At 71.6% G+C, this 23,558-nt stretch carries 22 protein-coding genes and 3 pseudogenes; 10 read left to right on the plus strand and 15 right to left on the minus strand.

Going from position 1 to position 23,558, the window contains the following annotated elements:
* The first annotated feature begins 130 nt into the window (after nt 1–130).
* Nucleotides 131–865 (plus strand): helix-turn-helix domain-containing protein, encoded by a 735-nt coding sequence (locus Q3Y56_RS31090; protein ID WP_304465067.1) that lies wholly within the window; start codon nt 131–133, stop codon nt 863–865.
* Between the two features lie 71 nt (nt 866–936).
* Here Q3Y56_RS31090 and Q3Y56_RS31095 read toward each other — a convergent pair whose 3' ends face one another.
* From Q3Y56_RS31095 to Q3Y56_RS31110, 4 genes and pseudogenes are all read right to left on the minus strand, one after another.
* Nucleotides 937–1,584 carry a TniQ family protein gene (locus tag Q3Y56_RS31095; protein ID WP_304465068.1) on the minus strand — a complete coding sequence of 216 codons (648 nt, stop codon included), beginning with the start codon at nt 1,582–1,584 and terminating at the stop codon, nt 937–939.
* Nucleotides 1,581–2,564 (minus strand): ATP-binding protein, encoded by a 984-nt coding sequence (locus tag Q3Y56_RS31100; RefSeq protein WP_304465883.1) that lies wholly within the window; start codon nt 2,562–2,564, stop codon nt 1,581–1,583. The genes Q3Y56_RS31095 and Q3Y56_RS31100 overlap by 4 nt, the downstream gene beginning before the upstream one ends.
* 65 nt (nt 2,565–2,629) lie before the next feature.
* Nucleotides 2,630–3,778, minus strand: a complete 1,149-nt coding sequence (locus Q3Y56_RS31105) for a hypothetical protein (RefSeq protein WP_304465069.1) — start codon at nt 3,776–3,778, stop codon at nt 2,630–2,632.
* Nucleotides 3,778–4,526, minus strand: a pseudogene (locus Q3Y56_RS31110) (TnsA-like heteromeric transposase endonuclease subunit). The gene Q3Y56_RS31105 and the pseudogene Q3Y56_RS31110 overlap by 1 nt, the downstream one beginning before the upstream one ends.
* A gap of 193 nt (nt 4,527–4,719) precedes the next feature.
* Between Q3Y56_RS31110 and Q3Y56_RS31115 the strand changes: the two are divergent.
* The 4 genes and pseudogenes from Q3Y56_RS31115 to Q3Y56_RS31130 all read left to right on the plus strand — a co-directional run bounded on the left by Q3Y56_RS31115 (nt 4,720) and on the right by Q3Y56_RS31130 (nt 8,351).
* Nucleotides 4,720–5,327: pseudogene (locus tag Q3Y56_RS31115) on the plus strand (PadR family transcriptional regulator).
* 220 nt (nt 5,328–5,547) lie between these two features.
* On the plus strand, nt 5,548–6,114 hold the full coding sequence (locus tag Q3Y56_RS31120) for a peptidase (protein WP_304465884.1): 567 nt from the start codon (nt 5,548–5,550) through the stop codon (nt 6,112–6,114).
* A 31-nt stretch (nt 6,115–6,145) separates the two neighbouring features.
* Nucleotides 6,146–7,138, plus strand: coding sequence for a DMT family transporter (locus Q3Y56_RS31125; protein WP_304465070.1), 993 nt, complete (start codon nt 6,146–6,148; stop codon nt 7,136–7,138).
* Nucleotides 7,139–7,349: 211 nt separating this feature from the next.
* A complete protein-coding gene (locus Q3Y56_RS31130; protein ID WP_304465071.1) occupies nt 7,350–8,351 on the plus strand; it encodes a DMT family transporter in 1,002 nt (333 codons plus the stop codon).
* 13 nt (nt 8,352–8,364) lie between these two features.
* Here the strand turns inward: Q3Y56_RS31130 and Q3Y56_RS31135 are convergent, their stop codons facing one another.
* On the minus strand, nt 8,365–9,081 hold the full coding sequence (locus Q3Y56_RS31135) for a pyridoxamine 5'-phosphate oxidase family protein (protein WP_304465072.1): 717 nt from the start codon (nt 9,079–9,081) through the stop codon (nt 8,365–8,367).
* A gap of 36 nt (nt 9,082–9,117) precedes the next feature.
* On the opposite strand from Q3Y56_RS31135, the gene Q3Y56_RS31140 reads away from it, so the two are divergent.
* On the plus strand, nt 9,118–10,449 hold the full coding sequence (locus Q3Y56_RS31140) for an aminotransferase class I/II-fold pyridoxal phosphate-dependent enzyme (protein WP_304465073.1): 1,332 nt from the start codon (nt 9,118–9,120) through the stop codon (nt 10,447–10,449).
* 18 nt (nt 10,450–10,467) lie between these two features.
* On the opposite strand, the gene Q3Y56_RS31145 is transcribed toward Q3Y56_RS31140, so the two are convergent.
* Nucleotides 10,468–11,484 carry a DMT family transporter gene (locus tag Q3Y56_RS31145; protein WP_304465074.1) on the minus strand — a complete coding sequence of 339 codons (1,017 nt, stop codon included), beginning with the start codon at nt 11,482–11,484 and terminating at the stop codon, nt 10,468–10,470.
* A gap of 74 nt (nt 11,485–11,558) precedes the next feature.
* On the opposite strand from Q3Y56_RS31145, the gene Q3Y56_RS31150 reads away from it, so the two are divergent.
* On the plus strand, nt 11,559–12,482 hold the full coding sequence (locus Q3Y56_RS31150; RefSeq protein ID WP_304465075.1) for a LysR family transcriptional regulator: 924 nt from the start codon (nt 11,559–11,561) through the stop codon (nt 12,480–12,482).
* Between the two features lie 84 nt (nt 12,483–12,566).
* On the opposite strand, the gene Q3Y56_RS31155 is transcribed toward Q3Y56_RS31150, so the two are convergent.
* Complete coding sequence (locus tag Q3Y56_RS31155) at nt 12,567–13,034, minus strand: pyridoxamine 5'-phosphate oxidase family protein (protein ID WP_304465076.1); 468 nt, start codon at nt 13,032–13,034, stop codon at nt 12,567–12,569.
* Between the two features lie 150 nt (nt 13,035–13,184).
* Between Q3Y56_RS31155 and Q3Y56_RS31160 the strand changes: the two genes are divergently transcribed.
* A complete protein-coding gene (locus Q3Y56_RS31160) occupies nt 13,185–13,832 on the plus strand; it encodes a cysteine hydrolase (protein WP_304465077.1) in 648 nt (215 codons plus the stop codon).
* Nucleotides 13,833–13,882: 50 nt separating this feature from the next.
* Here the strand turns inward: Q3Y56_RS31160 and Q3Y56_RS31165 are convergent, their stop codons facing one another.
* From Q3Y56_RS31165 to Q3Y56_RS31175, 3 genes are all read right to left on the minus strand, one after another.
* Nucleotides 13,883–14,311, minus strand: coding sequence for a Rieske (2Fe-2S) protein (locus Q3Y56_RS31165; protein ID WP_304465078.1), 429 nt, complete (start codon nt 14,309–14,311; stop codon nt 13,883–13,885).
* Between the two features lie 63 nt (nt 14,312–14,374).
* The gene (locus Q3Y56_RS31170; RefSeq protein ID WP_304465079.1) at nt 14,375–16,453 is read right to left on the minus strand and encodes a prolyl oligopeptidase family serine peptidase; all 2,079 of its coding nucleotides are present in this window, start codon (nt 16,451–16,453) and stop codon (nt 14,375–14,377) included.
* Nucleotides 16,454–16,541: 88 nt separating this feature from the next.
* Nucleotides 16,542–17,273, minus strand: a complete 732-nt coding sequence (locus Q3Y56_RS31175) for a hypothetical protein (protein WP_304465080.1) — start codon at nt 17,271–17,273, stop codon at nt 16,542–16,544.
* 218 nt (nt 17,274–17,491) lie between these two features.
* Between Q3Y56_RS31175 and Q3Y56_RS31180 the strand changes: the two are divergent.
* Together Q3Y56_RS31180 and Q3Y56_RS31185 are read left to right on the plus strand one after the other, a co-directional pair.
* Nucleotides 17,492–19,091: pseudogene (locus Q3Y56_RS31180) on the plus strand (serine/threonine-protein kinase).
* 274 nt (nt 19,092–19,365) lie between these two features.
* On the plus strand, nt 19,366–20,697 hold the full coding sequence (locus tag Q3Y56_RS31185) for a phosphatase PAP2 family protein (RefSeq protein WP_304465081.1): 1,332 nt from the start codon (nt 19,366–19,368) through the stop codon (nt 20,695–20,697).
* Between the two features lie 61 nt (nt 20,698–20,758).
* Here the strand turns inward: Q3Y56_RS31185 and Q3Y56_RS31190 are convergent, their stop codons facing one another.
* From Q3Y56_RS31190 to Q3Y56_RS33640, 5 genes are all read right to left on the minus strand, one after another.
* The gene (locus Q3Y56_RS31190) at nt 20,759–21,265 is read right to left on the minus strand and encodes a DinB family protein (RefSeq protein ID WP_304465082.1); all 507 of its coding nucleotides are present in this window, start codon (nt 21,263–21,265) and stop codon (nt 20,759–20,761) included.
* A gap of 166 nt (nt 21,266–21,431) precedes the next feature.
* Complete coding sequence (locus Q3Y56_RS31195) at nt 21,432–22,307, minus strand: NAD(P)-dependent oxidoreductase (RefSeq protein WP_304465083.1); 876 nt, start codon at nt 22,305–22,307, stop codon at nt 21,432–21,434.
* 25 nt (nt 22,308–22,332) lie between these two features.
* The gene (locus Q3Y56_RS31200) at nt 22,333–22,824 is read right to left on the minus strand and encodes a phytanoyl-CoA dioxygenase family protein (protein ID WP_304465084.1); all 492 of its coding nucleotides are present in this window, start codon (nt 22,822–22,824) and stop codon (nt 22,333–22,335) included.
* Complete coding sequence (locus tag Q3Y56_RS31205; protein WP_304465085.1) at nt 22,821–23,117, minus strand: hypothetical protein; 297 nt, start codon at nt 23,115–23,117, stop codon at nt 22,821–22,823. The genes Q3Y56_RS31200 and Q3Y56_RS31205 overlap by 4 nt, the downstream gene beginning before the upstream one ends.
* Nucleotides 23,114–23,548 (minus strand): lantibiotic dehydratase C-terminal domain-containing protein, encoded by a 435-nt coding sequence (locus Q3Y56_RS33640; protein ID WP_369696872.1) that lies wholly within the window; start codon nt 23,546–23,548, stop codon nt 23,114–23,116. The genes Q3Y56_RS31205 and Q3Y56_RS33640 overlap by 4 nt, the downstream gene beginning before the upstream one ends.
* Nucleotides 23,549–23,558 lie beyond the last annotated feature (10 nt).

Here is a 23,558-nt window from a genome sequence, read left to right on the forward strand (position 1 = left end):
TCATATCCGTGTGAAGCAACGGCATAGATGCAGGTCAAGTCGACCAAATCGTTGCATGCCTCATGCCGACTAATGCAATAGCGTTGCGTTGCATTAAGCTGGCCTCGACGCCGACAGCGGAGGACACCCGATGCCTGGTGACAGACTCACCGTCCAGGACCGACAGCAGATCGCCGCGGGACTGCGCGAGGAGCTGACCTACGCCGCCATCGGCCGCCGCATCGGGCGGCCGACCTCCACCGTCACCCGCGAAGTGATGCGCAACGGCGGGCCACGCGACTATCACGCCGAGGCGGCACACCGGGCCAGCACACGACACGGGCGCCAGCGCAGGACCACTGCGCCGACACCGTCACCAGGAAGGGCCGACCCCGGGCGCGATCCACGGCTCGTGGACGAGGTGGACGCGCAGAGCGTGGAACTGATGATTCAGGCCGGGCTCCCACAGATGATGGCCCGGGTGCTCGCCGCGCTGTTCACCACCGACAGCGGCAGCCTCACCTCCGCGGAACTCGTGCGACGCCTGCACGTCAGCCCCGCCTCCATTTCCAAGGCCGTCGGCTACCTGGAAAATCAGGCACTCATCAAACGCGAACGCGACCCCCACAGCCGCGCGGAACGCTACGCCATCGACGACGACGTGGCGTTCCAGTCCATCGTGGCCAGCGCGCGCGCCCAGACTCAGATCGCCGAGGTTTGCAAGATCGCAGCCCAGAAACTCGGCACCACCACCCCCGCCGGCGCCCGACTGGAGAACACGAGCCAGTTTCTCCTCCACGTCATCGACGACCTGGTCCGCTCCGCCCAGCACTGGCGCAAGATCTACCCCACCCATCCTCGGGAGACGTCCGAAACCGACGGCTGAATAGATCAGTTAGTCGGGTGCAGTGCGCTGACCTGGGGCGACTGGGTTCGATCAAGGGGGAGGTTGACCGTTCATTCGTTGGTCGGGGTCCCGCCCGCTTGTGGCTGTCCGCCATGACGGGGTCGCGTGTAGTCGATGTAGTGGCGGATGCTGTGGTATTTGACCAGGTAGTCGTGGTGGTCCATGAGCTCGATCCATATCCGCCTCTTGTTCAACTTTCTGCTGATCATGTTCTCGATCAGGTCGGCGAGTTCGCCTGTGATGGGGTCGGCCAGCTGCCCCGTCTCTGTGGTGGTCGGGCGTGGGGTCTCCAGGGCGAAGCGGATGTCCCAGCAGCGGAGGTTGTAGCGTTTTGCCAGCGTGCGGATTTGTGTGCCCTTCAGGGCGTCCTGGGCGATGCGGTGGGCCAGGTCCTGGCGCCGGGTGAAGGGATTCTTCCTGGGCAGGCGGCGGCGTGGCCTGTTGGCCCCGCCCAGGGCGCTGGCGTCAGCAAGGGCGCGCTCGAGTGCCTCGGGTGAGTGGCCGGCGACTGCGGCGAGGTGTTCGAGGAGCGGCCTGGCGAACCACTGGGGTGGGCCGGAGAGGTAGCAGTGCAAGAAGCTGGGCTTGAGATGGTTGGCGCGCGCCAGGCGCCGGATGTACGAGTCGGAGGATTCTCCGAGGCAGGGGCGGAGCCGGACCGGTAGTGGCGCAAACCGGGGCGGCAGTTCACTGTTCATCGGGACGTTGCGGTCTTCGTGGCCAGCGACGCCGTGGTGTGGGCGGTGTGGTCGAGCGGAATGTTCTGGAGGCTCGTCTTGGTGATCTTCTCGGTGCCGGTGAGGATGGCGTCGATCGCGGCTCCGCAGATGGCGTGGGAGAGCGATCCGATCATGCCGCCGGTGTGGTCGTGCAGGAAGCGGTCCAGGTCCGTGAGCGTGCCCGGGCGGTGCTCGTGCAGCCGCAGGGTGTCCTCCATGCTGGCGACCAGGCCCTTCCATTCGCTGTTGTAGGGGAAGGGGCGGGAGGGGATCAGGGTGAAGCGCCCGAAGATCTGGGCGCCGCGTGTCCCGGACAGCAATCCGGATTCGGCGATGTCGATGCCGGCATAGACGAAGGTGGCGGGCAGGCGCTCGGAGAAGTACTTGAGAGTGTCGGCGACTTCGGCGCCGTGGCGGCTGGTGAGCGAGATGTTGTGGAGCTCGTCGACCAGCACCAGACCGGTGCGGGTGTCGGTGCAGACGCCGACCACGGCCTCGATGATGTCGGTCAAGTTCGAGCGGGCCCGCACCGGCAGGCCCAGGAAGCGCGCGAACTCGGTCGCGATCATGCGGGCGGTCGCGGCAGGCGGGAGAGTGACGTAGACGACCGGGATGCGGTCTGTGACGTGGGGGTGCCGGGCCTGGTCAAGGAGTTCGTGGGAGCGCCCCAACTGGGTGATGGCGATGGTTTTTCCGGTGCCTGCCGGCCCGGAAACGATCAACCCGCGGCGGGCGCTGATCGCGTGCCGGTTGAGCAGGACGAGTCGGCGGCCGCAGATCGCCGCCTTCTCGACGAACGAGGTAGCGATCGTGAGCATGCGGGCGTGATGGTCCAGGCGGTCTTCGTCGTAGAGGTCCCGCTCGGACGCCGGCACTCGCTGCCAAATGCTCCGGGCCGACAGGGTCGGGGGCGCGGGTGGCCCGTCGATGAACCTGAGCCATCCGGTAAGGGTGTTCAGCTATCGGCCGGCCGCGGCATCGGCCTCCCGCAACACGGTGCGCCGGGCTGCTGGCTTGGAGAGGGTCACGGGCGCCTCCAGGGGTTGGCGAGCGGGTCGAACAGGCCCAGCGGGATGACTTTGGCTGTCGAGGTGTCTGTGTCCTCATCCGCAGGTTCACTGTCGGCCGGCGGTGGGTCAGGGTCCTCCCGGCTCGGGGCGGTCGCCCGGGTGCGGGCGGCGATCCGGCGATCACGCTGAGACCGTTTGGCCGGAGCGTCCTGCTCGTCTCGGGGGCCGTCGTGAGCGCGTTGAAGCAGGCCGACCGCCACATCCGCGATCTGCGCCTCGCCCACATTCCTCGGGGCCTGCTGGTGGGCGTGGGCCCAGGCCATTTCGCCGAAGGGGACGCCGACGCGGTGCAGGTGCCGCCAGAACACAGTGATCCACCGGTCCCTGTCGCCGCGTCGGTCGCGTACCCAGATCCGGGATACGTGCAGCACCGCCGCAGTGATCGACCTGGACGCGATATCGACCAGCGCGGTCAACTCGACTTTCTCCGCGATGCCGTCGTCCAGCCGCACCAGCACATCCAGCGGACTGGAGTCGATCTGCATCAACTCGCCCGGCGCGACGGCCGGCACCTCACCGAACGGCCCGGCCGGACGCGCATGCACCGAGCGGCGCGTGGTTGCCGAGCCGGTCGCGTGCGTCCCGACGGCCAGCTTGTCGAACAGCCGGTAGAGCGTGCGATCCGTAGGCAGCTCGATGCCGTCGCCGTCCTCGTGGGACGCAACGATCTGTTTCGTCCGCCAGATGATGAATCCGATCGTCCTCGAGGAGGCATCTGCCGTCTCATCGATCGCCTGCCGCATCGCTTCGACCACCGCCGGGGCGATCCGGCCGAAGGGAGGCAGCTGCTTGGCCGACCGGCCGTCGGCCAGCCCGACCAGCCCGTCGCGGCGATAGCGATGGCGCCGCTGCTTGACGCCACTGGCCGTCATCCGATGGCCCGCTGCCGTCAGCTCGGCCGCCTTGGCCCGCTCGCGTTCGGCCAGCGAGTGCAGCCTAGGATCGAATTCCGGTCGCGGCACCGCCCCCTGGGGAGCATCCGGCGGCAAACCGTGCAGCACCTCCAGGATGTGGCTCTCCCACCAACGGGCCTGGTCAGCGGCCTTCTTGGGGAACTCTGCGATTCGGGCAGTCGGCGGAACCCGCCGCTCTTCCTCCTTCATCAGGCACCCCCGTCGGTCAGGTGCACGACCGTGCGCGGCCCCAGCAGCTCGACCGCCAACCCCTCGGCGGACAACTCCTGTCGCCACAGCAGATGGAACAACACAGGCAGCGTCGCGAGCCGGTCGCCGACCTATCGGCCCCGGACAACAGCGGTCCCGGTTGCGAGAAGACCTCCATCAACCGGACCGCGACCGGACGCTGTCGGCAGTGGGGGTGACGGTAGAGCGACAGCCACCGCACGTTCGCCAGCAACACCGCCTCCGGCGTCCCTACCCGCTCGAAGCCCCACCCAGCCTCGGTACAGGCTCTGCGCGTCACTTCGAACGCTGCGGCATCGCGCGGCGCGATCCAATCGTCGGCGCGGACATCGACGACCACGGCCGAGCCATCCGCGCGGCGCACGAAGAAGTCCGGGGCATGCCGACGCTCACGCGTCCCGTCGTGCCAGTGCAGCCAGAACGGCTGGGAGGCGATCCCCACCACGGCGGGGTCGAAGTCCATGAGAACGAGACGGTCCCGCTCCAGCCACGACTCGAAGCCGACGTGCTGCCGAGTCGTCGCCGCCCAGTACCAGCCCGGGAAATGGCGCCCACCCGGCGGCCACCGAAACGGCCGTACCGGACGAGCGTCCTCGAACCTGACCGATACACAGTCCAACAGCGGACGTCGTCGACGCTCGCGCCTGCCCTCCACGCACGACACCTCGACGTACGGCACGACCCCGTCCGCCTCAGCCGATACCGACATCCGACACCCCCAGCCTGCTCACCCCTCACGACTAGATTCACTGTCAGAGAAGTCGAAATGGCTGGGTTCGATGTCAAACGACTCGATTGGATGACAAAGGACAACCCGACTCTCCGCCAGGGGATTGTCATGCGATCGGTTCCGATATATCGTCGAAGCATCGTGACCGATCAACGATGGAAGGAGCGTAATGATGCGTTCCGATGAGCGTCGACACGAACACGGGCATGGCCGGGGACGCTGCCGACCGGGCCGCGAAGGCCGGGGGAGTACGAAGGGCGCCGGGCGGCCTTCGGGGCGTTCGGGCCGCCCTTCGGGGGGCCGCCGTACGGAGGTCGCGGCCGGGGTGGGTCGCGCGGCCGGGCGCGGCGCGGCGACGTGCGCGCCTCGATCCTCGCGCTGCTGCGCGACCGTCCCATGCACGGCTACGAGATGATCCAGGAGATCGCCGAGCGCAGCGGCGGGGCGTGGAAGCCCAGCCCGGGTTCGGTCTACCCGACCCTGCAACTCCTTGAGGACGAAGGTCTGATCGGCAGCGAGAGCGAGGGCGGCAAGAAGCTCTTCGCCCTCACCGACGCCGGGCGGGCGGAGGCCGAGGCGGGGTCGCAGGCCCCGTGGGAGGAGGCCGGGCGCGGCGTCGACTGGGAGGCCGCCCAGGAGATCCGACAGGCCGGGTTCGGCCTGATGGAGGCGTTCGCGCAGGTCTGGAAGACCGGCACCCCCGAGCAGCGGCAGAAGGGGCTCACGGTCATCAACGAGGCCCGCAAGAAGCTCTACCTGATCCTCGCCGAGGAGCACTGAGGGGCAACCCCTGATCCTCGCTGAGGAGCACTGAGGGGCGGGCGCCGGGAGGCGGGCAGTGCGAAACTGGGCGCCGCCCGCCTCCCGGCGCTGATCCCGCATTCCCGCACCTGCGGTGCGCCCATCTCCTCCCTGAGGAGGAGAAGCCGGTCATCAGGACACAACCATGGTGGGATACGCATATGCCTCCCCGCGCGGATGCTCCGCGCCCAGGCAGCTGATGAGGTGGGAGGGTGCGAAGTTCCTCCCCTGCGCCGGTCCGGCCGGCACCGGCCCGGACCCCCGGCTCAGTGCGGAGCTGGTGTCGGTGGCGGCGGGTGCGCGCCGACGTGCCGCACGCGGCGGCGACCGGCAGGCCGACACCGCACACCTGCTGCACGGGCTGCTGGAATCCGATCCCCAGGTGCGCGCCGCGTTCACCGGACCCCAGGTCGGGCGGCTCCTCGGCTATCTCGTACAGCGCACCATCGGCTACGGGCTCCAGTGGAGCCGCACGGTCGAGGACTCCGGCGCCGTGCCGGTGGTGCGGATCGGCGACCGCCGCCGGGGCGCCGCCTCGGACGGCGGCTGCTCCGGTTGGTCGCCGGCCGCGGGCCTGGCCATGGAGCGCGCGCTGCGCCGTGCCCGGGCCCGGGGCGCCGGCCGCGCCGAGGGGCTCGACCTGCTCACGGCGCTCGCGTGCGACCGTGAGTGCCGCGCCGTCGAGGTGCTCACGCGGGCGGGTATCGACCCGGCTCTGCTGATCGCCCACCTGGAGGGCGGCCCCTGCCAGCAGTCAACGGGGTGACGCTCCTGTACCGACCTGGCATGATGGCCCGATGCAAGGCTCTCTGGGGAAGAGCACCGGCCTGGGCCTCGCCCTGGCATCGGCGCTCGCGTTCGGTGGATCGGGTGTCGCGGCCAAGCCGCTGATCGAGGCTGGGCTGGAACCGCTGCACGTGACGTGGCTGCGCGTCGTGGGTGCCGCCCTGGTGATGCTGCCCGTCGCCTGGCGGCACCGCCGTCTCCCCGTCCGCCGCCCGGCGCTGGTCGCAGGCTTCGGCCTGCTGGCCGTCGCGGGCGTTCAGGCCTGCTACTTCGCGTCCATATCGCGCATCCCCGTCGGCGTCGCGCTCCTCGTGGAATATCTCGCGCCCGCCCTCGTCCTGGGCTGGGTCCGTTTCGTCCAGCGGCGGCCGGTGACCCGTGCCGCGGCCGTGGGCGTGGTCCTCGCCGTCGGCGGTCTGGCCTGTGTCGTCGAGGTCTGGAGCGGGCTCAGCTTCGATCTCGTGGGACTGGCGCTCGCCCTGGGCGCCGCCTGCTGCCAGGTCGGCTACTTCGTCCTCTCCGACCACGGCGGCGACACCTCGGACGCGGCGGACCCGCTGGGAGTGATCGCGTACGGCCTGCTCATCGGCGCCGTCGCGCTGACCGCCGTCGCCGCCCCGTGGAACCTCGACTGGTCGGTGCTCGCCGGGCGCGCGGACATGCACGGTGCGCGGGTGCCCGCCATCCTGCTCCTCGCCTGGGTGGTCCTGGTCGCGACCGTGGTCGCCTACCTCACCGGCGTGCTCTCCATCCGCCGGCTCTCGCCCCAGGTCGCCGGGGTCGTCGCCTGCCTGGAGGCGGTCATCGCCACCGTGCTCGCCTGGGTGCTGCTCGGCGAACACCTGGGCACGGCGCAGATCATCGGCGGTGCGGTGGTGCTCGCCGGCGCGTTCATCGCCCAGACCTCGGCGCCGAAGGCCGCCCCGGCCGAGCCGGTGGCCGCCTCCGCGGCCGCCGCGGCGGAACCGGACGCGTACAAGGCCGAAGAGCCCGTACAGCGCTGAGGTAGTGTGATCACCATGCCGATGACCGTTCTTCCGCCTCCCGCCGTCTGACGCGGGCAGCCACCGCCGTCGCCCGGCCCCAGTAGCCCGGTGACGTGATCCCGGTCCCGGACGGCGCTCCGGCGAACCGTCACTTCAGCGACCGCTGTTCCCGGCCGCTGCCCGCACACGGATGACGCGAACCTTCATGTCTTCCCGCGGGAGAACACTCGTGCTTACTTCCTTCACCCCTGCCCTGTCTGTCGGCCGGGGCCTGCTCTACGTCACCGTCGCGGCGACCGCCTGGGGCACCGCCGGCGCGGCCGCCGCACTGCTCTACGGCGGCAGCGGCCTCGGCCCCGTCGCGCTGACCTTCTGGCGCATCGTCGGCGGACTCGTCCTGCTGCTCGCCGCACGCGCCGTCCGCCGCGCCGCCCACCGGACCGCCGCCACTCGCACCAGCGTCCCTCGCACCACCGTCCCGCGTCCGTACGAGTCGCCGCTGCGCCGTGCGGAACGGATCCTGGTCACCGGACTCGGGCTGATGGCCTTTCAGGTCGCCTACTTCGGCGCGGTGGAGGCGACCGGTCTGGCGGTCGGCACCATCGTCACGTTGGGCGCGGCGCCGGTGATGGTCGCCCTGTGCGGGCGGCTGTTCCTGGGAGAGCGGCTCGGCGCGGGCGGTGTGCTCGCGGTCGCGGGCGCGCTCACCGGACTGGCGGTCCTGGTCCTGGGCAGCGACGGCGCCGGCACCGTACGGCCGGCGGGCGTCGCCCTCGCGCTGCTGTCCGCGGCCGGTTACTCCACCGTCACCGTCTACGGCCGCCATCTGGAGCGGACCGGCCGCGCGACCGACCCGTACACCACCACACTGACGTCCTTCGGTGTCTGCGCGGTCGGCCTGCTGCCGCTCGCCGCCGCCGAGGGGTTGTGGCCTCATGCGCACGACCTCGGCCGCACGCTGGCGCTGCTGATCTACATCGCGTCCGTGCCCACCGCGCTCGCCTACGCCCTGTACTTCGCGGGCCTTGCGGTCGTACGCGGTACGACGGTCACCGTCATCACCCTCATCGAGCCGGTCACGGCCGCGGTGATCGCGGTGACGCTGCTCGGCGAGCGCCTGACCGTGGCGACCGCGCTGGGCACCACGGTGCTCCTGGGCGCGGTCGCGGCCCTGGTCGTGGCCGAGGCGCGCGGCTCGGCCACGGCCTCGCGCGCCTCGGCTGCGGCCTAGGGCCCGAAGGGCGTCAGCCGAGCTCCGTGATGTACGCGGGCACGGCGATGCCCGGGGCCAGGTCGTCGGACGGGACCGGCGCGCCGTAACGGCGGGCGACCGGCACCACGCCGCTCCAGTAGGGGAGGGCGAGGTCTTCCGGTTCGTCGTTCGGCCCGCCGGTGCGCAGCTTGGCCGACACCTCGTCCAGGTCGAGCCGGAGGACGGCGGTGGCGGCCAGCTCTTTGGCGTTGCCCGGCCGGGAGTCGGCGGACCGGCCCGGTACGACCTGGTCCACCAGGGCGTCGAGTGCTGCGCGCTTCTCGGCCTCGTCGGTCACCTGGCGGGCCGTGCCGTGCACCACCACGGACCGGTAGTTGAGGGAGTGGTGGAACGTGGAGCGCGCCAGCACCAGCCCGTCGACATGGGTGATGGTCACGCACACCGGCAGCCCCGCGTCGCTCTGGCCGGCCGCGCGCAGCGGGCGGGAACCGGTGGACCCGTGCAGATAGAGGCGCTCGCCGATCCGGCCGTACAGCGTGGGCAGGACGACGGGCGCGCCGTCGCGTACGAAGCCGAGGTGGCAGACGTAGTCGGCGTCGAGTATCGCGTGCACCAGCTCGCGGTCGTAGGAGGCGCGGTCCTTGGACCGGGTGGGGACAGTCCGGTCGGTCGGCTGGTACGCGCCGGCCGGGGACTCGTGCGCGGCAGTCGACGGCGCGTGCGCGGCGGGCGGAGGCGATGCGGTCACTGGCCAACTCCATTGCACTAGTGCATACTGTGGTTCGTGCTAGGAGAATATCGGATCGAAGGGCGTCGCGCAGCCGAGATCGCGGCGAGTGTGGAGCGCGCGGTCAGCTCCGGTGAGCTGCCCCCCGGTCAACTGCTGCCGCCGCTGCGGGAGTTGGCGGGCGATCTGGGAGTCAACCCCAACACCGTCGCTGCCGCGTACCGCACGCTGCGCGACCGCGGGGTCATCGAGACGGCCGGCCGCCGGGGCAGCCGGGTCCGGCAGCGGCCTGCCAGTACGTGGCGCGAGCTGATCCGCGTCGAGCCTCCGGAAGGGGGCCGCGACATCGCCACGGGCAACCCGGACCCCGCGCTGCTGCCGCCGCTGGGCGACGCGCTCGCGGCCGCGGCCGCGCGGCATGCCGAATGTCCCGCGCTGTACGGCGCCCCGGACATCACCCCCGAGCTGGCCGGGCTGGCCCGCGCCGCCTTCGACGCCGAGGGGGTGCCGGACGGCCCGGTGGCCGTCACCTCCGGAGCGCTCGACGCGATCGAGCGGGTGCTCGCGGCCCATCTGCGCCCCGGCGACACGGTCGCGGTCGAGGACCCCGGCTGGGGCAGCCTCCTGGACCTCGTCCCGGCGCTGGGACTGCGCGCCGTCCCTGTCGCCGTCGACGACGACGGGCCGCTGCCCGGAGCGGTGGAGGAGGCGCTGCGGCACGGCGCGCGGGCGCTGGTGGTCACCACCCGCGGCCAGAACCCCACCGGCGCGGCGGTGAGTCCGGCGCGCGCCAGGGAGCTGCGCCCGGTGCTCGCCGCGCATCCGCGGACGCTGCTGATCGAGGACGACCACCTCCACGGCATCACGGAGCTGCCGCTGTGCCCGCTCGCGGGCGCCACCGAGCACTGGGTGCTGATCCGCGCCACCGCCAAGGGGTACGGACCGGATCTGCGGCTCGCCGTGGTCACCGGGGACGCGGTCACCGTGGACCGGGTGCGCGGCCGGCAGCGGCTGGGGCCCGGCTGGGTCAGCCATCTCCTCCAGGACACGGTGGCGTATCTGTGGCGGACCGGCGCGCTGGACTCCCGGGCGGTCTCCGGGTCCTATGGCGCGCGACGCGACGCGCTGGTACGGGCCCTTCGGGCGCGGGGCCTGGCCGCGCACGGCCGCACCGGGATGAACGTATGGGTGCCGGTCCCCGACGAGACCGGCGCGGTGGCCCGGATGCTGCGGGCAGGTTGGGCGGTCGCGCCCGGCACCCGCTTCCGGCTGGCCTCGCCGCCGGGGGTGCGGCTGACCGTGTCCCCGCTGACCCTGGACGACATCGAGCCGGTTGCCGACGCGATGGCGTCGGCAACCGGCTCCGCCCCGCGGGGGCGGCTTGACTGAGGCGGACGGCCGTGATGGCTACGCCGCCGACCTGCCGCGTGGCCGGCTCTGCGTCAGGGCCGCGCCCGCGAGGACGACCAGCGCGCCGACAGGCGTGTTCCAGCTCAGGTGCTCGCCGAGGATGGCCACCCCGGCGGCGGTGGCGATGACGGGGATGAAGTACGTGACCATCATCGCGGTGGTCGGGCCCACCTCGGCGACCATCGCGTACTGGAGCAGGAACGCGACGCCTGTGCCCAGTGCGCCCAGCGCCACCACGGCGAGCACCGGCAGGACGGGGAAGGAGTCCGGCGCCGGGGCGAACAGCGGGGTGACGACGGCGAGCTGGGCGGTGCCGAGCAGCAGCTGGGCGCCGGACATCGCCAGGTGCGAGTCGCCGGTGCCGCTGATGGTGCGCCGCACGTACTGCCAGCCGACCGCATAGCTGAGCGAGGCGACCAGCGCCATCACGGTGCCCGCCGGGTCCTGGCCGGAGAAGCCCTCCCACGCGCCGAGCACGATCAGTACGCCGACGAACCCCAGCCCCAGCCCGGCCACGCGCTGCCGGGTCGGCCGGTCGTCGGAGGCCGCGACCACCGCCAGCACCATGCCCCACAGCGGCGAGGTGGCGTTGCAGATGCCCGCCAGCGTCGAGGAGATGGTCAGCTCGGCGTAGGCGAAGAGGGAGAACGGGAGGGCGTTGAGGAAGAAGGCCGCGACCATGAGATGCGCCCAGGTGCGGCCGCTGCGCGGCAGCCGCTCGCGCTTCCAGACCAGAACCGCGACCAGGACGGCGGTGCCGAAGGCCATCCGCCCCAGCGAGACGTAGAGCGGGGCGAACGCGTCGGTGCCGACCTTGATGAACAGGAAGCTGAAGCCCCACACCAGGGCGAGGATGCCGAAGCGGATCCGCCAGTCGAGGCGGCCGCGGCCGCCGGGCGGCGTGGCGGGGGACTGGGCGGAAGAGGGCGAGGCGGAAGAGGAGGGGGAGGTTGAGGGGGCGGCGGAGGGGGTGGTGACGGCTGAGGTGCCGCGGGAGCCGGTCGCGGTGGTCATGACCATCACTCTGATGGGTGAAACCTCTTAGAACAAGCGAGAATTCGTACGCATTTTCGCGTAGTATTTCTTACATGTTGAACCTGGATCGCCTACGGACCTTGCACGCCGTGGCCCGGCACGGCTCCGTGAGCGGTGCCGCCGAGGGGCTGCACGTCACGACCTCCGCCGTCTCCCAGCAGCTGTCCAAGCTGGAGCGTGAGACGGGCCAGCAGCTGCTGGCCAAGAACGGCCGGGGGGTGCGGCTCACCGACGCCGGGCGGCTGCTCGCCGACCATGCCTCCCGCATCCTCTCCCAGGTCGAGCTGGCCTGGTCCGATCTGGAGGCGCAGCGCGGGCAGGCCGTCGGCGAACTGCTGCTGGGCGCGTTCCCCACCGCCGCCCGCGGCCTGGTGCCGGACGCGCTGGCCGTGCTGCGCGCCGAGCACCCCCAGCTGCGCGCCCGGCTGATGGAGCGGGAGCCGGACGCCTCCGTGCCCGCGGTGGTGCGCGGTGACCTCGACCTCGCCGTCGTCCTGGACTGGTACAACAAGCCGCTGCCCATGCCCGGCGGGCTGGTCAAGGCGGCCCTGCTGGACGACCCGGCGGATGTGGCCATGCCCGCGGACCACCCGCTCGCCGACCGGGCCGAGGTCGATCTGGAGGACTTCGCCCACGACGAGTGGATCGCCTGGCCGAACGGCTTCTGCTACGACTGGCTGATGTTCACCCTGCGCGGCAAGGGCATCGAGCCGCGGATCGGCCACACTGCGGAGGAGCATCCGACCCAGATGGCCCTGATCGCCGCCGGGCTGGGTGTCGCCGTCGCGCCCCGGCTGGGGCGCGGGCCGGTGCCGGAAGGGGTGCGGGTGGTGCCCGTTAGGCACCAGACCATGCGGCGCCACATCTACGCGATCTGGCGGGCGGACGCCGACCGCAGGCCGTCCATCCGGGCGGCGGTGGACGCGCTGCGCGGCATAGGAGAGCGCATATCGGCGGCGGAGCCCATGGGCTCGTGAGCGGCTGACGCGTGTGGCGGGATGTGCCCTGGTGTGCCTGTCCGCCTCCCTGTTCCGGTGTGCCTCCGTCTCGCCCGGCGTGCCTCAGTCGCGCGGGAGCTTGCGGAAATCCCAGGAGGTCTCCGTCTCCGGCACCAGCCGCAGCCAGCCGTGCCGGCCGTCGTGCGGCATGGCATCCAGGCCGAAGTACTTCGCCGTGAACATCCGCTCCGGCGCGGCGAGCGCCGGGCACGGCTCGCCCGTGCGCGGCGCCTCCCCGACGACCTCGACCGCGCCGCCGAACTCCACGCCGCGCAGTTCGCCGTAGTCGTCACCGTCGTCCACGATCACGGCGACCCGCGGGTCCCGGAGCGTCTGCGCCCACCGGCGGCTGCGCACCAGGGAGTACAGCCACAGCGCGGTGCCGTCCCAGACGAACCACAAGGCGCTGACATGCGGTCGCCCGTCCGCGCCGACCGTGGCCACCCGGCAGGTGCGCCGGCCGGCGAGATAGCCGTCCCGTTCCTCGGGCGTCATCATGATGCGGCGGCCCCGCCGCTGGGTGACCGTCATGTCCCGGCGCCTCCCGCACACACGCTGTTCACTTCAGAACTGACTATCCGTCAGAGCATGGTGGTTCTTCCCGGCGCGCGCAATGGCGCGCTACCCTCGCCCGCCCAGCCCGTCGGCCCGTTCGGGCCCGCATGGCACAGGGAGGGAACCATGTCACCGGACGAGTCCGACCCACTCGCCGGACAGCTGGACCCCGCTGCCTGCGCGCTGCTGACCGTCGAGTGCCAGGAAGGCGTCGTCGGCCCGGACAGCGCGCTGCCGGAACTGGCCGCCGAAGCCCGCCGGTCCGGGGCGCTGGGGAACGTCGCCCGGCTGGTCATGGCCGCGCACGAGGCCGGTGTCCAGGTGCTGCACGCGGTCGCCGAGCGGCGACCGGACGGCCGCGGCCGCAACCGCAACGCTCCCTTGTTCCACGCCGCCGAGCGGCTGCCCGTTCGGCAGCTCACCGGCAGCACGGCGGTACGGATCGCCGAGCCGGTCCCGGTGTCCGGCGACGACCTGGTGGTGCGGCGGCTGCACGGGCTGTCCCCACTGGCCGGGACCGGGGTCGACGCGCTGCTGCGCAACCTGGGCTGCCGCACCCTGGTGGTCACCGGCGTCTCGGCGAACGTCGCCATCCCCAACACCGTGTTCGACGCCGTCAACCTCGGCTACACGGCCGTGGTCCCGGCGGATGCCATCGCCGGGGTGCCCGCCGACTACACCCCGGCAATGGTCCGGCACACCCTCGCCCTCGTCGCGACCGTCACCACCACCGACCGGATACGCGCCCGATGGAGGCGCTCCCGGCGGCGGTGAACCACGCCGCGCGCATCGGCCGGTGGGCACCCCCACGGCGCGTGCCGGTCTCAGGCCAGGGTGATGGCGTCCCCCTTCACGGTGACCTTGGCCGGCGGCAGCGGGCGCTTGGCGGGCCCATGCTGCACACTGCCGTCCGCGATGGAGAACTTGCTGCCGTGGCAGGGGCAGTTGATGGTGCCGCCGGCGATCTCCGTGACCGGGCACTGAAGGTGGGTGCACTCCGCGGAGAACGCCTTGAACTTGCCCTTGGACGGCTGCGTCACCACGACCATCTGATCCTTGAAGATCTTGCCGCCGCCCTCCGGGATCTCACTGGTCTTGGCCAGTTCCCCACCGGCGGTCTTCGACCCGCCGTCGTCGCCCGACCCGCCATCGTCACCGCAGGCGGCGAGCGCGGCGGCCAGCCCCACCGCGCCCACCGCGGCGACGACGGTGCGCCTGGTGGGACCCTGCTCGCCGCGAACCCGTTCCGTCATGGTGCTGCCTCCCGATCGAGGGACATCTCTGTGCGCTCCATACGGATCCGGCGGGCGGCCCGTTCAACCGGTCAGCGACCGGTTGAGGAAATCGAGCTGGAAGTGCAGCAGGTTCTCCGCGACGGTCTCGTCGGACGGCAGATGGGTGGCGCCCGGCAGCGGCAGTACGGTGTGCGGGCGCCCGGCCGCCAGCAGCTCGGCCGAGAAGCGCAGCATGTGAGCGGGGGCCACGTTGTCGTCCGCCAGGCCGTGGATGAGCAGCAGCGGACGGCGCAGCTTGTGGACATGGCCGAGCAGTGACGAGCGGGCGTAGTTCTCCGGCTCCTTGTCCGGGTGGCCGAGGAACCGCTCCTCCCAGTGCGTGTCGTACAGGCTCCGGTCGGTCGGCGCGGCCCCGGCGACGGCGGCGTGGAAGACGTCCGGGCGGTGCAGCACGGCGGCCGCGGCGAGCGCCCCACCGAACGACCACCCGCGGATCCCCACCCGCGTCAGGTCCAGGTCGGGCCACTGCTCGGCGGCCGCGTGCAGGGCGTCGACCTGGTCCTCCAGCGGCGGGCCGAGCCGATCGCCGCGGATCTCCTTCTCCCAGGCCGGTCCCCGGCCGGGCGTGCCGCGCCCGTCGGTGACCAGCACGGCGTACCCCTGCTCGGCGAACCACTGCGACAGGCACGACGTCCAGCCCCGGGCCCGCAGGACGAGCTGGGTGCCCGCGCCGCCGTACGGATCCAGCAGGACCGGCAACCGGCCGGACCCCGGCTCGTACCAGGACGGCAGGTAGAGCGCGGACCGCAGCTCGCGCGCACCCAGCCGGAGGTACCGCGGGCGCGGGGTGACCAGCGGGCGCTCCGCGCGGCAGGCGATCCGGGCGGTCTCGGCGCCCGCCCTCATCACCGTCGCCTCCGGGCCGTCCGGGGTGAGGCTGTCCAGGACGACCGTGCCGCCGCCCGCGGCCGAGCGGTGCACTCCCGGCCCCTCGCTGAGTCGCGCGAAGCCGCGCCCCGGTTCGTGGCACCACACATGCGCCTCGGTCGGCTCCTCGCTCGCCAGGAACAGCACCCGCTCGCCGTCGACGCCTAGCACCTCGCGCACCTGGAGCCCGGCCGGGGTGCGCGCCTCGCCGATCCGCAGCCCGCGCGTGCCGCCGTCCTCCCAGGGCCGCACCAGCGCGCCCGACGCGGTGCGCGCCGGGGTCCCGGGGACGATCTGCACCCACGCGGGATCCGTCCGCTCGGCCACCAGGGCCGTCTCCCCGGTGGCCGGGTCCACCGCCAGGGTGCGCAGCGTGCGCTGGTCGCGGCTCTGTACGTCGATCAGCAGACCGTGCGCGTCCCAGACCGCGGCGACCAGGTACTCGAAGGCCGCCCGGTCCCAGCGGACCTCGGTGCGCCGGCCGTCGACCGTCACCACGGACAGCGAGACGTCGGCGTTGGCGGTGCCCGCGACGGGATAGCGCAGCCTGCGGGGCGGCTTGGCGGGGTCGGCGGGATCGCTGAGGAACCACAGCCGTACCGGCGTCGGATCCACCCGCGCGACCAGCAGCGCGCTGCCGTCCGGCGCCCACCAGTGGCCGCGCGACCGGCCTATCTCCTCGGCCGCCACGAACTCCGCCAGGCCGTACGTCACCTCCGGTCCCTCCGGCGCCGCCAGCCGCCGGTCCGTCCCGCCGAGCTCGGTGACATGCAGCGCGCCACCGGTGACGTACGCGATGCGGCGCCCGTCGGGGGAGGGGCGCGGATCGGTCACCGGCCCCGCGGCCGGAACGGGGAACGGCTCTCCGCCGTCGGTACGCACCGCCCACAGGGCCCCGCCGAGAGCGAACACCGCGAGCCGGACATCCCGGTCGGTCGCGTACGCCACCACCCCCTCCGAGCGCTCCCGGACCCGCTCCCGGCGGTCCAGCTCGGCCTGCGGTACCGCGCCGCCGCCCGGCAGCCGCCGCGGGTCGGCGAGGATCCGCTCGGCGCCGTCCTCGTACGCCCACAGCGCGCTCAGCGGGCCGCTGCCGCCGGTGCGCAGGAACAGGACCCGCGAGCCGTCCGGGGAGACGGTGAAGTGCCGCGGCACCCCCAGCGTCAAACGCCGGGTGCGGGCGAGCTGACGGGGGAAGCCGGGGGCGTGGGCCGTGCCGGTGGAGGTCTTCATGGCGTGACTATGGCAGCCGCGGAAGGCCCATGGGGCGCCTGTGGATAACCCCGGTCGACGCAAGGGCGGCGCGGTGCGCGGTTGTCGGTCAGATCGGCGAGCCCCAGGCTGTCGTGAGTCCTTCCAGCCACGCGGGCGGCAGTTCGGCGGCGTCCCACTCCTTCCGCAGCGCTGCCGGCGCTGTGGCGAGTCGTTCGAGTACGGCGACGCTGGTGGGGGAGTGGATGAGGGAGTAGCGGCCGTGGATCGCGATGGTGCTGCCGGGTCCGTACTCCGCGTACAGCCGCTCCAGGCGTACGCGGTTGGCCGAGGCGAACTCCGCCAGCCGCCCCGCGTACCCGGCCCTTTGCCTGGCGTTCATGGTGCCGAGGACGGCGGTGAGCACCTGCTCGGAGACCTCGGGATCGAGGTCGGAAACGCTGGTGAACGAGAGGTAGGCAGACATGACCGCCACCTTCGCCCGCTCCACCTGCATTCTTCTGACGGGAGGGCGGGCGTCCGCAGAGACGGCCTGGGGATCGGAGGCGACGGCGTGTCGTAGCGCCCGTGCGGCGAGGTCACCGAGTTCGTCGGTGACGACCTGGGCCCCGTCGAGCCACCCGGCCTCGTAGAGTTCGCCCTTCTCCACCGGCGCGCTTCGCCCGCTCCCGCTGATCTCCTGTTGCGCGAGGGCGAGGGCGCCGGCCTCGACGATCCCGATCAGCTCCTCCACGTCGCCGGAGAAGACCCCCGCCCGGCCGAGAAGCTGCCGGAGCGTCTGCTTGGCGTTGAGGACACTCACCGCGTCCAGCTGCTGCCGTCCTTCTTCGGCGGCGTCCATGGGCCCTCCTCATGACATGGGATGTGCGGCGCGCCGACGAGGAGCGCTCCGTTCGACCGTTCAACGCTCGGTGGGCGTGTTGAGATCCCCGAAGAGCCCGGATGCCGGACGCTGCGGCGTGCTCGGCCCCCCTCCGGTTGGCGCCGATGCCCGTGCGCTTAGGCTGCCGCCGTCGGTCACCCCATCGGTTGACCAGGTGATCAGGGGGAAGAGGCCCGATGAACAATGCGACTGAGGTGTTCCAGCCACTGCAGGCGGACGATCCGCCCATGGTGGCCGGCTACCGCCTCGCCGCCCGGCTCGGCGCGGGGGGCATGGGCCGGGTCTACCTGTCGCACACGCAGGGCGGCCGACCAGTGGCGATCAAGGTGGTACGGCCGGAGCTGGCCGACGACCCGGCCTTCCGGCGGAGGTTCCGCCGGGAGGTGGAGGCGGCCAGGCTGGTCCGGGGGCGTACACCGCCGAGCTGATCGACGCCGACGCGGACGGCGTACCACCCTGGCTGGCCACCCTGTACGTGCCCGGGCCCTCCCTGGCGGAGGCCGTCGCGCGGCGCGGACCACTGCCGGTGCCCGCGGTGCTGTGGCTGGTGGCGGGGGTGGCCGAGGCGCTGCAGGCCATCCACGGTGTGGGAATCGTGCACCGGGACCTGAAGCCGTCGAACGTGCTGCTGGCCGCCGACGGGCCGCGTGTGATCGACTTCGGCATCTCGCTGGCCTCTGGCGTCACCTCGTACACCGCCACAGGCGCCGCCGTCGGCACGCCCTCGTTCATGGCTCCCGAGCAGGCGTCCTCGGGTGAGGTCACGGCGGCGACCGACGTCTTCGCGCTGGGCCAGACGGCGGCGTTCGCGGCGCTGGGCGAGCCGCTGTACGGGGACGGCTCCGCGGTCAGCGTGCTGTACCGGATCGTGCACTCCGAACCTGACCTGTCCGTTCTGCCCGCGCAGCTCCGTCCGCTGATCGCCCGGTGCCTGGCCGCCGATCCGGAGGAGCGGGCCACCCCGGCGGAGGTCGTCGAGTGGTGCCGGCAGCGGCTGGGCCGGGACGCCGACGCAGGCGCGGGGCCGGCCGTCTGGCGGGACGTGATGGGACCGGAGGTGATGGTTCCGTCTCCGGTCCCCGATCCCACCCCGGTGCACACGATGCCGTTGGTCGCGCGGCCGCAGCCGTCGGGGCCGGACGAGCGGAGGGCGCGCAGGCGGCGTCTCGCGCTGATCACGGCCGGAGTCGTGACGGCGGGGGTGCTGCTGCTCACGGGCTTGGTGTGGACGGTCATGGACGCGGTGGACAGGTTCCGCGACAGGGGTGCGGCCGCCTCATCGACATCCGGTCCGGCGGCCTCCCCGCGGTCGTCGGCGTCGTCGCCGACATCCGCGCCGACGTCGGGGGCCCGTGGCCGGACACCGGACGCGTCGCGGCCGTCCTCGACCGCGCCCAAACCACCGCAAGCCGTCCCGTACCCCCTCCTGTGGCTGGACCAGAAGAGCTCGCTGAGCATCAAGGAACCGGTCGAGCGCAAGGACCGCAAGGGGGACATCCGCTTCGTCTGCAAGGAGACCGGCTGCGCGTTGGAGAGCGACACCAGCGTGATCACCATGCTGTACAGCAAGCCGGGGCCTCCCTCGAGTCATGCCGTCTCGCCCTCACCGGCGCCGACAGCCGCCGTCTCCCGCTGGCCGCGGCGGCGGCCGGCAGCGAGATCTGTGTCAAGCATCCCTCCGGGGACATCGCGCTGCTCGTGATCCAGGTGAAGTCGACCGCGATGCCGGAAATCGGCTTCATGACCGCGGACATGACGGTTTGGCGCGCGGCCTAGAGTGCGTACGTCTTCCAGGGCACGGTCATCCCCGAGACGATGGGCCATCGAGCGCAGCATCGACTGACCTTCGTGCCGCCCGTGACCGGCGAGGCCACCCGCACCGCTCCGATGGCATGATCGGACTCTCGAGGAGCACCCTCACCGCCCGTCCTTCGCTGGAAAACCGCGCCATTCGGCGCGAAAAGCGACCTACTCAGCCAAACATCTACCAAATCGGCCAAAACAGTTGATACCTATAGCATCGCGGGTGTTTTCGCGAATAAACGGCAGAATGAAGTTCGCCGCGTGGCGCAAGCCACGGGCGCTCCTGTGGGCCGCGGTGAGTGTGGCGACCCTCGGATTCCTCATCGCGCTGGAGATCGCCGCACGCCGCTACGGCGGCGTACCGGGGCCGATCACCAACCAGGCGAGAGAGGTGATATTCCCCCCCAAACCGGGGCCGCTGTACGCCGGTATGGCGTTGATGATGGTGGTGCTCACCTGGCGGCAACGGTTCATCGCGGCCGGTGCCGCGATCGGCATCGACATCGTCTTCGTGCTGGTGCGGTGGGCGGTCGACGCCGAGACGCCCGACGACCACTTCTTCGGCAACGGCGCGTTGTGGGTGATGTTGGGCTGCGCGGTCATCGCTGTCACGCGCCGCACCGGCCGGGAACGTGTCCTGCTGCTCAAGGGCGTCGGGCTGGGTCTGATACTGGTGGCCGGCCGCAAAACGGGCGATACCTGGCTGCTCATCACGTCGAAGACCCGCCCGGAGGTGCTCGACGAGTACGTGGCAACCGCCGATCACGCGCTGGGCAACCCGTCATGGCTGGCAGGCCGGATCCTCAGGGCCACCGATCCGATCGGCACCCATCTTCTCGACTGGGTCTACGGCGAGCTTGCGGTGGCCGCGGTCGTCGTCGCGCTGTACCAGCTGCGTCACGTGGCGGTCGAGCGCCGCTTCCCGAGCCATCATCTGGTGCGTACGTTTCTGGTGATCGGCCTCCTCGGGCCGGCCATCTACATGATCTTCCCGGTGGTCGGGCCGATCTTCGCCTACGGCCCGGGCACCTCCGGCACGGGCGGCGTGCAGTGGGCGATCGCCAACCTGTGGCCGGACACGCTGCCGCCGATCACCACCCCGCACCCGGTGCGATACGACGAGATCACCCCTCGCAACTGCATGCCCAGCCTGCACACGGCGTGGGCCGTCGCGATCTTCATTCACTCCCGCAAGGGCCCATGGATTCTGCGCTTCGCAGGCACGTTCTGGCTCATTGCCACGCTCAGCGCGACGCTGGGATTCGGCTACCACTACGGCGTGGACCTCGTTGCCGGCGTCGTGTTCGCCCTCACGATCGAGGCAGCGCTGCGCTCGCTCGACCGCGGCTGGGATCGGTCGGGAATCCAGCTGGTCGCCTACGGCACAACGGTCTTCGCCGCGCTCTTGGTGTCCTATCGCTATCTGCCGATGGAAATGGCCGAACATCCCTGGGTGTTCGGACCACTTCTCATCCTGGCGATGACCTCGGTGATCTACGGCTACGTACGGACCACCAGACAATGGGAACCGAAGACCGCACCAGCGCGGCAACCGGAACGGCAACCCGAACTGGTGTGAGTCGCGTTTGCATCCGGTGGGAGTGTCCGGCGATGCGCTACGGCCCCGCCGGACAGGCGCCCTAGTCGCCGGTCGTGCCGTCGAGCATCTCGCGCAGGATGTCCATATGGCCGTTGTGGCGGGCTGTCTCCTCGGTGAGGTGGAGGAGGATCCAGCGCAGGTCGACGTGGATGCCGTCGCGGACGGCGCGCTTGGCCTTGGTGTCCAGGGCGTTCCCGGCGACCAGCTCGCGGTAGCGGGCGCTCTGTTCGGCGTATTCGTCGAGCAACTGCGGGAGCGGGACGTCGACGGCGATGCGCATCTCGCGGTCGGGGTCCTCCTCGGTCCAGGGACCCTCGTCCTCCTCGCCGAGGAAGACCACCTGGAACCAGTAGTACTCGACCCAGCGGAGGTGGTTGATCAGTCCGCTCAGGGTCATCAGCGGTGAGCCCGGCAGAAGCGCCTTGCGGGCGTTCTCCGCGGAGACACCCTCGCACTTGGCGCGGGCGGTGTCACGGGTGTAGTCGAGGAACCTGGTGAGCTGGGTGCGCTCGTCCCACGCGGGAGGCATGTCGTCGATTCTGGTCACCGCGCGAAGCATTCCCGATCACCCTGACCGCTGTCGAGGCATTTGCGGGCGACGACCCCGCCTCGTGCGACGGCCGCGTCTCCGGCGCGATCCGCAGGACAGGCCCTGGCGGTGATCCTCACCGCCGAACCCGGACTCATCGCCGGCCGCATCTCTGCGCGCAGTATCACGCACCGCTTCCACGTCGACTCACTGCTCCCCGCGGTGAAGCCGTCGCAGCGGCCAGCTCCTCGCGGAAACCCTGACGCCACGACGGGAACCGCGGTTCCCAGCCCAGCTCCCGCTTGGCCTTGGCGTTGGAGAAGCCACGCCCCTCGGTCATCATGCCCACCACCATCTCGCCGGCCAGCAGCCGGGCCAGCCACGCCGGGATCCGTCGCGGCGGCTTGGCCCCGGCGCATTCCGCGAGGCAGGGAAGCCACTCGCTGACCGGTGCCGGCTCGTCATCGACGATGTTGAACACGCCCTTCGCCCGCTGCTCGATCGCCAGGACGGTGGCGTTCGCCGCGTCGTCGAGATGCACCCACGAGGAGTAGCCGGTGCCGCCCCCGACGAGCGGGAACATCCGCTTGCGCACCATCTTGACCTGGTCGTCGTTGGCGCCCGGCCCGTAGAACGCGCCGTAACGCAGAGCCGCACCACCAGCCCGGACGACCACGTCCTCGAGGTGATGGAGCGCCTTCGTCCCCTCCACCACCTCCAGCGGGTCCTCCTCGGTCTTGACCCATCCACCCGCGCGGATTCCATTGAAGCTGGCGTGGCTCTGCGCGACGATGTGGGAGACGCCGGTCGCCTCGGCCGCGGCCAGCAGATGGTCGATCCCCTCGCTGCGGAGCCGGTTGGTGGTGGCGAAGAAGCGGTCCGCCTTCCGACGGCCGGGGATCCCGCCCCCATCGGTCCGCTCGTCGGTGACGAAGGCGTCGGCGTGGGCCCGTCGGACCTCCTCCGTCAGGCGTCCGGTCTCGTCGTCGTTCAGGAGTCGCGGCAGCACGACGTAGCCGAAGGTGCGGTAGTGCTCGATCTGCTCCCGGGAGAGTCGCATCGGGGGATTTTCCTTCCTTACCGGCTTACGCCGTCGGTCCTTGGGGGCTGTCGGGGAGCAACACGGCTCGGGCGGTGCGGACGGCCTTGTCCTCCGCCGGGTTCAGCGCGCGGTCGTCTTCGTCCGCCCAGCGCGCCCAGACGGAATCCTCGGGTGAGGTGAAGCCCGCGTTCTGGCGCAGGTTGATGGTGTCGTCGCGGCCCAGCAGCCGCAGGGCCCGTCGGTCGCCGGTGCGGCGCGCGGTGCGGGCGAGGGCGGTGCAGTTGGGGCCGGTGAAGGTGTCGTCCTGGCGCATCGCGGAGGTGTTGAATCCGATGCCGGGGAACTGCCGCTCCTCCGCCAGGACGCTGTGCGAGCCGGAGTGCAGCAGGTTGTGGTGGATGACGACGAGGTGGCCCGGTCGGGTGGCCAGCAGTCGCTCCTCGTGGTGGGGCCGGTCCAGCGCGTCGGGGGCGATCGTCACGGCGCGGCGGTGGGAGCCGGGGATGACGCGGAGGGGGCCCGCATCGTCCGTCATCGGCTGGAGATACGGGGGCCCATGACGGCTTCCGCGAACCGCAGCAGCCGGGGCCGACTGACCACCGGCCATACCTCCCGGGGATAGCGCTCCACCAGGTTGGTGACGAAAAGCGGCCGATCGTCGGTGCCGCCGGTGAATCGAGTGTCGGCGACGGCCCGTTCGCGCAGCCTCCGGAAGCCGGTCACGTCCTCTTCGGTGAACAGGCCGTCGAGCACGATGTAACCGTCTTCCCGGAAGGCCTCGACGGCTCGTGCGACGTCCTCGGGACGGTCGAGCAGATGGGTGATCACGGGCTTTCCACACTCCTCTTGTCTCGTGCCGTCCCGGCCGGTTCGTCCGCCGCCGCTCTCTGGTGGGCCGCCGCGCGCGGCGCCTGCACCCAGAGCGTGTACATCCGGTTCTCCCTTTCGCGGGCGATGCCGAAGAGTCGGTTGGCGTGCATGTGCGCGAGGCTCGCGTGGATCTCACGCGGGGGCCGCCACAGTCCCCGGCCCGGTGCAGCCTGTCCGCCGTGCCGGCGGCCGCGGGCAGCAGGTCGGCGTACGGGCGGAGGAGGTCCGGCGGCGGGGCATCGTCCCGGGGCTCGGCGGGCACGGGGTGGTCCGCGGCGGTGATCCGCAGGCCGAGCCGGCGGACGAGGCCGCGGACGGTGTCGTCCGCGCGGTGGCCCTCGCTCAGGTCGGCTGCCAGGGAGAGGCGTTCGGCGGGGTCGAGTCCCCAGTGGGCGAAGA

It is taken from the genome of Streptomyces sp. XD-27 (assembly GCF_030553055.1).
Taxonomy (GTDB): domain Bacteria; phylum Actinomycetota; class Actinomycetes; order Streptomycetales; family Streptomycetaceae; genus Streptomyces.